This is a genomic window from Lachnospiraceae bacterium GAM79 (assembly GCA_020735665.1).
GTDB lineage: Bacteria > Bacillota > Clostridia > Lachnospirales > Lachnospiraceae > Coprococcus.
This window is the reverse complement of the sequence record CP085928.1, coordinates 380,781-395,400: the sequence shown is the minus strand read 5'-3', so window position 1 is coordinate 395,400 and position 14,620 is coordinate 380,781. Positions and strand designations below refer to the sequence as shown.

General features: G+C 43.7%; 12 protein-coding genes. All 12 read right to left on the bottom strand.

The window, feature by feature from the left end:
* Positions 1-11: 11 nt before the first annotated feature.
* The gene (locus LK416_01795; protein ID UEA74939.1) at positions 12-605 is read right to left on the bottom strand and encodes an Archaeal/vacuolar-type H+-ATPase subunit E; all 594 of its coding nucleotides are present in this window, start codon (positions 603-605) and stop codon (positions 12-14) included.
* Between the two features lie 51 nt (positions 606-656).
* On the bottom strand, positions 657-1,130 hold the full coding sequence (locus LK416_01790) for a V-type ATP synthase subunit K (protein ID UEA74938.1): 474 nt from the start codon (positions 1,128-1,130) through the stop codon (positions 657-659).
* A 5-nt stretch (positions 1,131-1,135) separates the two neighbouring features.
* A complete protein-coding gene (locus LK416_01785; protein UEA74937.1) occupies positions 1,136-3,184 on the bottom strand; it encodes a V-type ATP synthase subunit I in 2,049 nt (682 codons plus the stop codon).
* A gap of 38 nt (positions 3,185-3,222) precedes the next feature.
* Complete coding sequence (locus LK416_01780) at positions 3,223-3,531, bottom strand: hypothetical protein (GenBank protein ID UEA74936.1); 309 nt, start codon at positions 3,529-3,531, stop codon at positions 3,223-3,225.
* A gap of 836 nt (positions 3,532-4,367) precedes the next feature.
* Complete coding sequence (gene rpiB / locus LK416_01775) at positions 4,368-4,796, bottom strand: ribose 5-phosphate isomerase B (GenBank protein ID UEA74935.1); 429 nt, start codon at positions 4,794-4,796, stop codon at positions 4,368-4,370.
* 310 nt (positions 4,797-5,106) lie between these two features.
* Positions 5,107-6,150: a threonylcarbamoyl-AMP synthase gene (locus tag LK416_01770; protein UEA74934.1), complete on the bottom strand. Its 1,044-nt coding sequence runs from the start codon at positions 6,148-6,150 to the stop codon at positions 5,107-5,109.
* A gap of 936 nt (positions 6,151-7,086) precedes the next feature.
* On the bottom strand, positions 7,087-8,589 hold the full coding sequence (locus tag LK416_01765; protein UEA74933.1) for a hypothetical protein: 1,503 nt from the start codon (positions 8,587-8,589) through the stop codon (positions 7,087-7,089).
* A 2-nt stretch (positions 8,590-8,591) separates the two neighbouring features.
* Entirely contained in the window at positions 8,592-8,936 is a 345-nt protein-coding gene (locus LK416_01760) for a YhdT family protein (protein ID UEA74932.1), read from the bottom strand.
* A 111-nt stretch (positions 8,937-9,047) separates the two neighbouring features.
* Positions 9,048-10,376 (bottom strand): lanthionine synthetase, encoded by a 1,329-nt coding sequence (locus LK416_01755; protein UEA74931.1) that lies wholly within the window; start codon positions 10,374-10,376, stop codon positions 9,048-9,050.
* An 84-nt stretch (positions 10,377-10,460) separates the two neighbouring features.
* Positions 10,461-11,450 carry a cysteine synthase family protein gene (locus tag LK416_01750; GenBank protein ID UEA74930.1) on the bottom strand — a complete coding sequence of 330 codons (990 nt, stop codon included), beginning with the start codon at positions 11,448-11,450 and terminating at the stop codon, positions 10,461-10,463.
* 365 nt (positions 11,451-11,815) lie between these two features.
* Positions 11,816-13,000 (bottom strand): pyridoxal phosphate-dependent aminotransferase, encoded by a 1,185-nt coding sequence (locus tag LK416_01745; GenBank protein ID UEA74929.1) that lies wholly within the window; start codon positions 12,998-13,000, stop codon positions 11,816-11,818.
* A gap of 107 nt (positions 13,001-13,107) precedes the next feature.
* Positions 13,108-14,262 (bottom strand): PLP-dependent aspartate aminotransferase family protein, encoded by a 1,155-nt coding sequence (locus LK416_01740; GenBank protein ID UEA74928.1) that lies wholly within the window; start codon positions 14,260-14,262, stop codon positions 13,108-13,110.
* Positions 14,263-14,620 lie beyond the last annotated feature (358 nt).

Here is a 14,620-nt window from a genome sequence, read left to right as displayed (position 1 = left end):
TTCTACCTCCCTTATGTGAATAACAGGGAATTTAATTTGTCTGCCATTTCTTCTTTCTGCGCATGGAACATGGCAGCTAATGAACAATTCTCCTCGATACCGCCATAGATCAGGATAAATCCTCCGTCTATATCACTGGCTTTATCTGCGAGCGTCAAATCTCCTCCATGTGCTTTTGCTATCTCTGATACCCGTTTTGCAAATCCTGCCGGAAGCCGCTCCATATCTTTGGCTGAGAAGCTGATCTGTCCACTCTTCGGCTGTACTGCATTTCCGATCATACGCTCCATCATATGGAAATATCTGTCAACTTCCATATCGATCATTCCGTTATAGGCTTTACCTATCACTTCATTGATGATCTCCTGCTTTGCCTTTAAGACTGTCTGGCGTTTCTTCAGGTCGGCAGAGGATTGTGCCCTTGCCATTCCGTCCGCTTTTACATGGCTGACCTTTTCAGCTGAACCCGCCTTGATCTTATCTGCTTCCACCTTTGCATCTTCTATAATCTGATCTGCCTTTTTCTGTGCATCTTCAAGGATCATATCGGATTGAGTGTTTGCTTCTTCCAGAATCTGTTCAACGATCTTCTCTAATCCTGTCATACAAATCCTCCTGTACTACTTGTTCAATCATGTTTCAAATCTGCGCCTGTTTTATACCGGTACACCATTAATTGCAAGAATTGATACGAGCAGAGCAAGGATTGCATATGTCTCTACCATTGCAGGGAAAAGCATTGCTTTACCGAACTGATCCGGTTTCTTTGCTACAATACCAACTGCTGATACAGCGGTTTTTCCCTGATGCATAGCGGATACAAGACCAACTAATGCGATTGGAAGACATGCTGCAAGGATCAGTAATCCGGTCGCTGTTGAAAGCTCTGCAGGAGCACCATTTAAAATACCAATCTTTGATAAAGCGATGAATCCTACCAGCAGTCCATAGATACCCTGTGTACCGGGAAGAAGCTGGATGATAAGAACCTTTGCGAATTTGCTTGGATCTTCACTTACTACACCTGATGCAGCCTGACCTGCGATACCTACACCGTAAGCAGATCCCATACCTGCCAAAATAACTGCTAATGCAGCTCCTGTTAAAGCTAAAACTGTACCCATTGTCATATTGATTATTCCTCCTTAATTTCCGGTTTACAGGTTTTCATGCCTGCATTCCCTATATCTATATATTTTGTATTTTCTTTAAATGGATGGAACGCTTCTCCGCCACCCTCATAAAACTTACCAAAGAATTCTACATACTGAAGTCGGCATGTATGAACATAAGCACCTAACATATTGATTGCAAGGTTAAATGTATGTCCGATGATGAATACCAGAATGAATACGATCGCGCCCAATATTCCATCTCCTACCATACTTCCCATCTGGTTGATAACCTGTGCGATAACACCGGTCGCAAGTCCCAGTGCAAGCAGTCTGGAATAAGATAACAGATCAGACAGCCAGCCTGTGATATTGTAAATGTCATACAAACCAAGTGCCAGTCGGAGCACCGGATTCTTATGACTTCTGCCGGACATCACAACGATGATCGCTGCACCTAAGATCGTAATGACATAGCTGAAGGTCTTAAGTCCATCTGAAAAATGGAAGCTTACCTGTGCGATCGATGCAAATAAACTGGTTGGCATCAGCATCAGTACCAGACCGATGATGAGCAGATACCAGGATATAACATCTGAGAAGAAGCCTACAAAATCTTTCTTCTTTAAACACATATAACCTTTTAACGCCAAACCGCCGAACAGATGGATCAATCCAAATAACAGGGAGAAGATCAGCATCTTCATCGGGTTGTCAAGCGGTGCAAACCATACCGGTGCGATCGTGATCTCATGATGGAAGAAGGTTCGTGATACGACTGCTACCACATCTCCAAAATATCCTCCAAACAAGATACCCCATATCAATGTCGATATACCGCAATATTCAAATAATGTCAGCGACTTCTTCATGCCATCTCCCATCTTCGGGAACTTCCGAAGCAGGATGAAACATGCAAGGAATATAATAAGTCCATATGCCGCATCCGATAACATCAATCCGAAGAAGAATACATAGAATAAACTCATCGGTGTCGTCGGATCCATCTCGCCTCTGGCAGGAAGTCCATAGGATTCCAGGATTCCTTCTGCCGATGCAAATGGCATCTTATTACTTAACTGTACCGGTGCCGGTTCATCCTCAGGTATCTCGCCGGTCTCGACCATCAACACGAAATTCTGATTCAGTTCTTCTTTTACCTTTTCCTCATCCCGTTCCAGCACATAACCGGTTATGATAAATGTGCTGTTCGACTGAAGCAGGGTTCCAAGCACCTGATATTTCTCAGCTCTGATCTTGTAATAATCGGATAAGGTCTTAAGTGCCTGCCTGCTTTCTGCAAATCCGGCAATCTGTTTTTTCAGATCCTCGATCTCATCCTCATACCCCTCTATCGTGAGTCGGTATTTCTTGATCTTATTCTCCGGCGTCCGTTTTGAAAAATACGACATCCGGGTAAATCCTTCTGCCCTTAAGGCTTCTTCCAGTCTTTCCGTCTCTGTTTTCAAACATACCACAAATATACATGTCTGATCTTTATCAGAAGATATCACCGTGATCTCATGAGCTGATAACTCCGGCTGCCTTTTTGCAACCAGTTCTTCTATCATATTCTCTGTAAGACCGGGTCCTAAGCTTCCCATGATCACATCTGTATGTTCGGTTCCGGTCGTATTGATCGGAACATCCATATTGATCCACGGTTTCAGTCCATCGATCGCAAGTTGACATTTGGCAATCTCTGCTTTACAGTTTCCAATCTTCTTATCCTTTTCCCGGATCTTCTGCACGATCATATTATAATCATGCCGATTCTCAACAATATCTTTATATACAGAATCGTCTACATCAGCTTTGCCTGCAAGTGCCTGCAGCATCGATGTCTTTTCCGGTGCATATCTGCCAAGGATCTCTAAAGCTTCGTCGGTATTCTGGACTCGTTTTTCATATTTGGAACGCTGACTGGTTGTGTTGATCTTCTTAAATACATCCGTCTCATCCCCACCGGCCCGGATCTCCAAAGCTCCCATGGACTGGAGTTTCTCCAATATGGCTTTTCTGTCTTTCTTCATGGCGCATATGTCAATCTTTTTTATAGCCAATACCGCCATAATGATTACCTCCCTTCTGCATCCTGATATTCAAGCATTTACAATAGCTGCTTGATCACAAGCTCTACGGCTTCACCCTCTCGCTCGGATGCACGTTTTTTTAAGGAAGCAATCTCGTCGGATGCTTCTTTCAAAGCTTTTTCTGCAAGATCAGTTTCCAGTTTCTTCTGGTCGACCGCGATAGCCGCCAGATCTGTTTTAGAACCTGCATTTGCATCTACGATCATCGCATTTGCCTTTTCCTTTGCTTCCGCCTGAATTGCTTCTGCTTTTTTACCGGCTTCTTTTACGATCTCGGCTGCCTTTGCTTCTGCATCTTCTAATGTCTTCATGGCTTCCTGTAGCATAATTTCTCCCTCCGTAATTATTAATCTCGGCATGAAATGCCGCTCTGCTAATATTTTATTATGTTAGTGTGCTCTTTTCAAGCAATATTTATCTTCTTTTATAGATTTTTCATCAAAAGATCATGAAATTTTACTGGTTTTTAAGGCATTTTTGACAAACAATACAAACTGTCAAATTTAGTTTAACCATTTTTCACGTCATTTTGCACAATTTTAAGGTAAAAATACAAAGACCGGATGAGGGCATCTATATCTTTATTTCGCAGAACACTCTCGCTCTGTTTTACACGTAGCGGTTCTAAGCTCACTGCTTACGCAGTTCACTAAGTACCGACGTGTAAAAATGTCTGCTACATAAAATATAGATGCCCTCATCCGGTCTTTTGTATTTTTATTCTACCACATTACCAGTATCAACTCGCCTGTCGGCTCAAACAAGCACTCGCATTTGCTGGTATATGCAGTTCATATCGAAATCCTCGATAATGTCTTCTGACTGCGGTCTTATTATATGATTGTTGTTATTTTACATACATTAAATCCCAATGCAAAAAACATCATCTATCAGGGCAGGATATATATACTTTATGTAGCAGACCTTTTCACACGTAACGGTTCTAAGCTCACTGCTTACACAGTTCACTAAGTACCGACGTGTGAAAAGGTCTGCTACATAAAGTATATACATTCCACCCTGATAGATGATGTTTTTCTTACTACTTATAATCTTCTATAAATTACATATCCCTTATCCGCAAATGTTCCAGTGCTAACTCGCCTGTCGGCCCAGACCGGCACTCACATTTGCTGGCATATGCAGTTTATAGTATTTTTCCTTACTCTTCAATCATCTTGATTCTTCTGATATGACGTTCGTCATTTGAGAATGGTGTATCAAGGAAGGTGTCAACAATCTTGAGTGCCAGTCCCGGTCCGGTTACACGGGCACCCATTGCAAGGATATTGGCATCGTTATGCTCTCTTGTCGCCTGTGCACTGAAGCAATCGCCACAAAGTGCCGCACGGATTCCCGGTACTTTATTTGCTGTAATAGAGATTCCGATTCCTGTTCCGCAGATCAGGATTCCTCGCTCACATTCTCCGTCTGCTACTGCATGTGCAACTTTCTTTGCATATACCGGATAATCAACGGATTCCTCGCTGTAGCATCCGTAATTCTTGTATTCCAGTCCTCTTTCTTCCAGATGCTTGATCACATCCTGCATTAATCCGTATCCACCATGGTCACATCCAAGTGCTATCATATTCTTTGTCCTGCCTTTCTTGTTTTCAAAATCTTTTCGGGTGGTTGTCACCCAACCCGTTTTTTCTATGTTAACTTTTTTCATTATATCGTGAGCATAGCTCACTCAATGCATTCCGTAAAATCAGCATCCTTGCAAGCAAATAATTTTGCATTCATTATATCATGTGCTTCGCACATTCTATGCATTCCGCAAAATCAACATCCTTGCGAGCAAATAATTTTGCGTTCATTATATCATGTGCTTCGCACATTCTATGCATTCCGCAAAATCAGCATCCTTGCGAGCAAATAATTTTGCGTTCATTATATCACACCGATATAATTCTATGTCCTGCTGCTTTGATCAGTCGGTTCATGATCGCATATCCCATATCACCTTCCCGGAAGGATTCACTGTAAATATAGTCTGCGCCGATATCATCACACAAACGAAGCAGCCGGTACAGGGATGAAGATACCGTAATTTCATTCTTTTTGCTTCCCGCATCAAGGACATTTTCACAGGAATATAAATCCGTATTTTCTGTATCACACAGAACTGCCGTCTTATATCCTTCTGCCTGCTTACAAGCAACCAGCTCTGCAATCTTTGCGGCAACCTTTTCCCGCTCACCCTCTACGATCGTGAGTTTTCCCTTCGGTGCATAATGTGTGTATTTCATACCCGGAGCTTTTGGTCTGACCTTCATATCCACGCTTTCCAGTGCCGGATCGATCATGACATCTCCTAAGATATTCTTGATCATATCCGCTGAGATATAACCCGGACGTAAAATTGTCGGACGATCGCCTGTCACATCTACGATCGTGGACTCAATTCCGATTCCAACCGGTCCGCCATCTAAGATCATATCAATCCTGCCGGACAGATCTTCCTCTACATGTGCTGCTGTTGTCGGTGATGGTCTTCCGGACAGATTTGCACTCGGTGCTGCAATATACACGCCTGAATCTTTGATCAGCTTCATAGCTGCCGGATGTGATGGCATACGGATCGCTACCGTTTCCAAACCGCCGGTTGTCTCATGCGGTACAATGTCTTTCTTTTTGAAAATGATCGTCAGTGGACCCGGCCAGAACGCTTCCATCAGCATCTGTGCCTGTGTGGATACCTCTGCCACCAACTCCCATACACTTGCCGTATCAGCAATATGTACGATCAACGGATTATCCGATGGTCTTCCCTTGGCACTGTAAATTTTTTCGGATGCCTTTGGATTTAACGCATCTCCACCTAGTCCATATACGGTTTCTGTCGGAAATGCAACCAGTCCACCACTTTTTAATATATCCGAAGCCTTCCGGAATAATTCTTCGTTTTCCAGATCAGCTTTCGCTACTATGGTTTTCATTTTAATTACCAGCCTTACCTGTATAGTCAGGCACATCGCCTGCCAGTCTCATTTTAGCCTTATCCCCTCACAGTGTCAACCTGTGAAAAAGAGCTTCCCGAATCATGGGTATAATCTCTATATTCTCACACTTATACCCTCTATTATATGCTACCATTGGGTATCGCACCTGTTTTTTCGTCTTCATACCAAATTTATTTAGCTTCGTCGGGTATTTTCCCCCAACATTCTTCCTAATACCCTCATCTAGCCTGCCTTGTGGGTATCGTGCGCTCATTTTCCATTCTATACCCATATCTAGCCTGCCTTGTGGGTATCGTGCGCTTATACCCTATCCCATACCCATATCTAGCCTGCCTTGTGGGTATCGTGCGCTTATTTTCCATTTCATACCCTCATCTAAGCCTGCCTTGTGGGTATCGTGCGCTCATTTTCCATTCCATACCCATATCTAGCCTGCCTTGTGGGTATCGTGCGCTTATTTTCCATTCCATACCCTCATCTAACCAGACACCTCGGGTATCATACTTACTCATCCATTGCCATACCCAGAAATCAAGCATCATCAAGCAATAACTCACATATACAAACACAAATATAGCCTGTCTGGCTGTTGACTAGATCGCTGCACTATGACATTCACGAGGATTTCGTTATGAACTGCATATGCCGGCAAATGTGAGTGCTTGTCTTAGCCCATCAGGGCGAGTTAGCACAGGAACATTTGCGAATAGGGGATATGAATTTCATAGGAACCACAGGGAGTTAACTGTAAAAAAATAAAATGAACGCTGCCATTACTATTATGTAGTAAGCCTTATCCACGGCCGGTACTTAGGTTGCGTACTTTGCAACCTTATGTACCGCTGCACGTGGATTAGAGCGAAAGCGTCTTACGAAATAATAGGTAATGGCAACGTTCATTTTGTTTCAAAGTTACTCTGCTATGGATGCATCTGCCGGATACTCCTTGCCGAACCATGTGGCGATCACGCGGTATGGGCACTTCGGTGTTGCAAGGCTGACAACCACCATGATGATCGTGGAGATCAGACAGGCAACGATACAGGAATTGAAACCAAGTGAGATTGGCAGAACGCCCATATCGATCAGGAGATATAAGCCAATACCACTGATGATACCTGCGATCGCGCCATACTCATTTGCCCGCTTCCAGAACAGTCCGAGAAGCAAAGTATGAAGAAATGCTACTGTCATACCACCGGTAGCATAAGTGATCAATGAAGCCAGAAGTTCCGGTGGATCACATGCAAATAAGAAAACAACTAGTGCAACAACGATAACACTGATAACATTTAACTTCTTTAATGTCTCCTGCTTTGCATCTTTATTGAACAGGTTCTTGTACAGATCACTGACGATCGTTCCTGCAAGAGATACGATCATTCCACCAACAGATGACTGAACCGCACCACATACACCGGCAAGAACCAGACCTGCTGCCCATGCAGGCATTACACTTACTGCAAGTGTCGGAATACCAAGGTCAGGAGTTGCAAGGCTTCCTTCCGGGAACATATATTTGATCGTGAAGCACAGACCATTCAAGCCAATGAGCCAGATTGCAACTACAACCGCACCAACCTTGATCGCACGATGCAGAGTCTGTGTATCCTTATAAGTAAGCGTTGTCATTGTTACATGAGGCATTGTACAGGTTGTGATACCCCATAAGAATGCAAATGAAAGAACCGTCTTTACACTTGCAGGTACGAACCAGTCCGGATTACTCTTAACTAATGACTGGATTGTCTCTGTATAGCTGAGATCTGTTCCGTTGATGCCCATGATAAATAAGATAATAACAGAAACTGTCATGATAATTCCCTGAAAAACAATCGCAGATGCAATGCCTTTAATACCACCCGTGATAGCTGCGATTATAACCAGTACAGTGAAAATAGCAAGTCCGATACGATAATCCTGACCGGTTAAGATCTGGAAGATTCTTCCGCCGCCGGTAATTGTAGATACGGCAAATGCGCCAAGGAAGAACAGGATAACCAGTCCGCAAAGCGCACCAACGATCTTACTGTTGTTATATCTGTGCATCAGAAGTTCAACAAATGTCTTGGAATCCGTTCTTCTGGCTACGATACCGACACGCTTACCGATCAGTCCGAGTACCATGAAGTTCGTGCACATGGACCAGAAACAGCAGACCATCCAGGTCGCACCAAATGTATATGTATAACCCGGTACACCCATGAATACTCCGGCACCGGCAACACCGGCTGATACCATCATGGCAGTTACAAGCACACCACCGCTTCTACCGCCGGTATAGAATTTGCTCAGGTAATCACCTTTTCCATTTGCCATTGCTTTTCTGGTAACAAGACTGTATACCAACTGGAAAATCGTATATGCGGCAAATACAGTAATGATTATAATTCTCTGATTTGTAGATAAGTTCATCTCTATTTGCCCTCCTTATGTTTTCTTTCTTTTAATTTTCCGTTTGGAGTAACATCCATGTCACGATATACAAATGTTACAACCAGAATAACCGCTACTACCATTGCGATCAAAATAATGATCTCATTAAAAATCCACTGTGGAAATCCAAGAATGTATTTGTACTTTGATACATCCTTACCGCCCACCAGATACAGGTTGGCGATCATCAGCACCATAAATACCAGATAGGTTCCAAGCGTGATCCAGAATTCCTTTGTTGTCTGGGTGAAACGCTCATCCGGCTCTATTGATTTCAAATCATAATCCCTGCTGTCAGGATCAATGTTGTTATTTATCTGACTCATCTTATGTGTCTCCTCTCAACGTAAGTTTTTGAATAATTATGAAACGAAAAAATCATTCACCGAGTAAAATAATCACTGTTATTTACGCATATAAAATCTTCAATCGTTTTATCATAGTTTGTTCTTCTCCGGAAATGGATCGTCCAGCATTCTTGTCGCATGGAACTGACCCTTTTCTGCAGAAGCAAGCTGCAGCAATACAGCTCCGATACCTGCTGCACCATCGAATAAACCGATCGGTGTACTTAATACATCCGGTGCGACACGGTCAAGTGCAAATCTCCATGCGCACTCTCTTCCTTCCGTACCGTCTGTGATCGTTGCTCCGTCTGTGATGACCTTACCGCACCTCTTTGCCTGTTTCAGATAAGTCTCATCACCAAATGCAGCCCACAGACCCAGATACATATTTAACAGGCCCGCAGTTCCGCAGCAGATATTGTAAGTATTCCAGTAGCCTTCTGTCCGAACCTCAGGTGCGCCTGTATCAATTACACCCTGTGTCAGCATATCGATATACCGCTTATACCGGTCTTCTCCTGTCATCTCATATAATTTATAGAAGAAACGATTTGTTCCCGCCGGGCCATGACAATAGCCAAGATAGAACAGATCCTTACGATCCGGCAAACCATGTGGAATCAGGCTTCCTGCCTTCATCTTAACCGCCTGTGCGATCATGAAATCCGCGATTCCCTTTGTCGCATCCAAGAACTTCTGATTACCGGATGCTTCGTACAGATTCAGCAATACAAATCCTATTCCTCCGGTTCCCATCGGAAAGTTCGGATCGATATAATCTTCTTTTGCTCCGAAGTAGACAGGATCTACACCCGGATACCAACAGGTTTCGTTTCCTGCATCATGCCTCTGCTCGAGGAAATTCTCTCCTGCTTTTGCGGCAAATGCTGTCCAGTCCCCTCTGCCAAATGTTTTTGCTGCATATAAGAAGAACAGAACCGTTCCGGCATCTCCTACGATACCCGGAAATGAAGTCCAGCTATAACCTTTGCCGTTTTTTCCGGGCTTTGCATCTGCCTTTGCAGACTCAATAATATCTGCCACAAATGTTTTATATTTCTCATTTCCGGTTGCCTTATAGAGCTGTATCATGGCAAAGCCTGCTCCGCTCCATCCACTGGAAAATGCATATTTTGAAAAGTTTCTTTTCAGATCCCGGTCATGATCAAAACGATAACGAATATATGTGGCTGCTTCTTCTGCCTCCTGCAGATAGCTCACATCATTCGTTGTCTGATATAATCCCAGAAGAAATACGATGATTCCGGACGCCCCGGCATACATACAGATCTCATCATAATAGATGGATCTTCCTTCTGCCGCATCCTGCAAAGACCAGTAGATACCTTCCGGTCCCTGTTTCTTCCGGCTGTTTATAAAATTCATGGTTTCTTTCGCATATGTAAGATAGTCTGCCATGTTGTCTCCTTCCTGTTCTATGTTTTATATTACATATATATGTTCTTGACCTTACCAAACAGAGGACGCTCCCGCTCGTTTCTTTTATTCCCCTGCATACATCCTGGTTGACAGATATTTGAATGCGTTGTCAGCCATGATGATCGCAATATTCTTTCCTGCTGCTTCCGGACGTTCAGCTATGATCGTTGCTGCCTTTAAAGCTGCCGCCGCTGACTGTCCGAGAAATACGCCATCACTCTTTACCAGTCTTCTTCCTGTCTCATAGGCATCCTCTGCTACGATATCCAGACATTCATCATATGGGACCTGCTCCGGATCGAAGAATACCGGAACACTCTGTGCCGGAACATCGTTAAATGCAAGTACGCCGTCGATCGTATTTGCTTCCGGATGATTGACATTCTTTCTGGACTGTACTGCCGGCTGTGCACCGATGATCTTGATATCAGAATTTTTCTCTCTGAAATATCTGGACAGACCAGCCAGTGTTCCACCGGTTCCGACCAATGCTACCACATAATCAACCTTTCCGTCTGTGTCCTCCCAGATCTCAGGTCCTGTTGTACGGTAGTGTGCTTCCGGGTTATCCGGATTTGTTCCCTGATCGATATAGAAGTAACCATGCTCATCTGCATATTTGTTCATGATAACGGTAAGCTTCGCCATGCTTAAGCCACCATTCTGCAGCATCTCCAGGAAGCCCGGCACATCAGCTGCCTGAAGCAGCTCTACACCATATGCTTTTAAGATCAGTGTACGTTCTACCGATACTCCCGGCTGAATCACTACTACATATTTATATCCTCTGGCATTTGCAAATGCTGCTGTTGCAATTCCTGTATTTCCGCTTGTGAAATCAAGGATTGTTCCGCCCGGCTTCAGCTTGCCTGATTTCTCTGCCTCTAAGATCATGTTAAGAGCTGCACGGTCCTTTACGCTTCCTGATGGATTGAAATACTCCAGCTTACCAAGGAGGTGGGCGTTCAGCCCTAACTCTTTTTCATAATTTACGAATTCTACCAATGGGGTATGTCCTACAAGTTCTGTAATTGATGAATGAATATTTGCCATTTTTCTATTTCTCCCTTTTCCTATCTGGTTAGTATGTTTTGTTGTCGTTATAAAACCCGGAAGCATCAACCTCCGGGTAAATGTCTGTTTGTCAGTCACCATCCAACTCTGGATAAATGATTTTCTCATCCGGCACATCTTATAGCGTTTCTTTATCATAGTATTAAAGTAGGTTTTATATGTTATGTGCCTATTATAGTGACAGTTCCATAATTTGTCAACCAGTCAAAATATTTTAACTGGCTATAACCACAGCTTATAACCGAACCAATCTGTAACTCTTATAACAGTTACACCGGCTAACGCTATTACATTGCGATTCACACCTTTGATGTTTTCTGCAAAACCATCATACTTGCCTGTGGTTATGCTGTGATCACTGCTTTCAGACGGTCAAGCGCCTCCTTGATCGTTGCTCTCGGACATGCCACATTGATACGTTCAAAGCCTTCGCCTACCTGCCCAAAGATCGCACCGCTGTCAAGCCACAGCTTTGCCTGATTCATGATCAGGTTCTCCCGTTCCTTCTCTGTCATTCCGAGTGCCCTGAAATCCAGCCACAGCAGATAAGTTCCTTCCGGCTCGATCAGCTTGATCTGTGGAAGTTCCTTTTTCAGGTAATCACGCACAAATGCGATATTACTCTCTACATATCTCATCATTGCCTGATACCATGTCTCGCCATGAGTATACGCTGCTTCACAGGCGGTAAGTCCCATTGCATTTAACTGGCTGTAGCCCGCCGCATCCACCTGCTTACGAAATACTGCGCGCAGAGTTCCATTTGGAATAAAGATATTCGACACCTGAAGTCCTGCCAGATTGAAGGTCTTTGCAGGAGAAGTACAGGTAACGGAGTTCTGTTCGAATTCTTTCTTGATCGTTGCAAATACCGTGTGCTGGTGGTCTCCGAAAACAAAATCCTCATGTATCTCATCACTTACAACTGTAACGCCATGCTTGATACAGATATCACCCATCTTTGTAAGCTCTTCTGCCGTCCATACACGGCTGACCGGATTATGCGGACTGCACAACAGGAACAGCACAACATGATTGTCAACGATCTGTTTCTCAAAATCATCAAAATCGATGTGATATTTTCCATCATCCCCAAGTACAAGATCATTGCTCACAAGCTTCCGGTTATTGTCACGGATCACTTCTGAAAACGGATAATAGACCGGCTGCTGGATCAGAACGGCATCCCCTGCCTTGGAATATGCTTTGACCGCCATCGCCAGTGCAAATACAACACCCGGTGTCTTTGTCAGCCAGCTTCGTTCCACCTTCCAGTCATGGTGAGCTTCCATCCATTTGCTGACCGCCTCGAAATAACTCTCTCTACTCTCCGTATAGCCAAAAATTCCATGCTGTACACGCTCTGTCAACGCATCCAGCACCAGACTCGACGTCTTAAAATCCATATCTGCAACCCAGAGAGGAAGTACATCCGCAGGCTTTCCTCTCCTCTCTGCAAAGTCAAATTTCAAACAGTCTGTATTTCTTCTATCTATTACTTCATCAAAATTCAGGTTTTTTTCTTCCATAATTATCCTCCCGTTATGTCTCAGATCCTATGCTGTAAATATATTTCCATATCAAAATATTTTTCAGGCAAATTACTTTTTCATCATTATTCATATATTACACTGTTTTATTCCCGAAAAGAATCAATTGCCTGTTTCAGATCCGCGATCAGATCCTTCTTATCTTCGATTCCTGCCGACAGACGCAGAACACTGTCTGTAATACCGTTCTTTATACGGATTTCCTCCGGTACATCCGCATGAGTCTGTGTCGTCGGATATGTGATCAAGGTCTCTACGCCGCCGAGACTTTCTGCAAATGGGATCAGCTTTAGGGATTCCAGTATATGGAGTGCCAGCTCCTTGCTCTCCACTTCAAATGTCAACATGCTTCCAAATCCACTCGCCTGGCTCTTACAGACCTCATAATTATTTGTTCCCGGTATTCCCGGATAATAGACATTCTTTACTTTCTTCTCCTGCAACAGGAATTCCACGATCGCCTGTGCATTTTCCTGTGCCTTCTCCATACGGATTGGCAGTGTCTTGATGCCACGAAGCACCAGCCAGCTGTCAAATGGCGCAAGTCCCGCGCCTGTCGTCTTTATGATATATCGTAATTTCTCCGAAAGCTCCGGTGTATTTACCACGATGAATCCGGCCAGCGTATCGTTATGTCCGCTTAAGAACTTTGTTCCGCTGTGCAGAATGATATCGGCTCCCAGTTCAAATGGCCGCTGGAAATACGGTGACAGAAATGTATTATCCACGATCAGCAGCAGATTATGTTTCTTTGCAAGTTCCGCCGTCTTGCGGATATCAATAACATTCATCATTGGATTAGTCGGTGTCTCGATATAGATTGCTTTTGTATTTTCTTTGATGTAGTTTTCCGGATCTTCCTCTGCAAAATTGATCCGGCTGAACTCAATACCATTTTTCTGATTAATATGATCAAATAAACGGATACTTCCGCCATACAGATCTGCTTCCGAAATGATATGGTCGCCCGGTTTGAAGATCTCCATCAATGTAGTAATAGCTGCCATGCCGGAAGAAAAAGCGAGAGCATCCAGTCCTCCTTCTAATGATGCAACGATCTTCTCCAACTGTTCTCTGGTTGGATTCTGGAGTCTGCTGTAATCATACCCCGTACTCTGTCCAACTGCCGGATGCGCATACGTTGCTGTCTGATAGATAGGAAAGCTGATCGCTCCCGTTCTGTCTCCTTCAAATTTTTTGTGATTTCCATATATACATTTTGTAGCAATTCCTGTATCCATAATAACCGTCATCCTTTCCTGCTGCCTGCGTTTTTGACTTATGATTTGTTCTGACAGGCTATTACTGACATTACCAATCAGGGAACGCTTCCGCTCGTTGAGCCCTGCAGCGGTACTAAGATGCTGCTTTCGCACCATCAAGTACCGGCGGTCTCAAATGTCCCTGTATTGGCAAGTCATAATAGCCTGTCAGAACAAACCATAAGTTCATGCATTATTTATACCATAGTATATCAGTAGGAATAGAATTCCGGTACTATGTATTTCTGTGAGCTGGTTATAAGTATCATTTATAGCCAGCTTGTTACTTGATTTTCATTTCCCCCGCTCCCTGCAGGCTCAGACCTCACAACAAAGA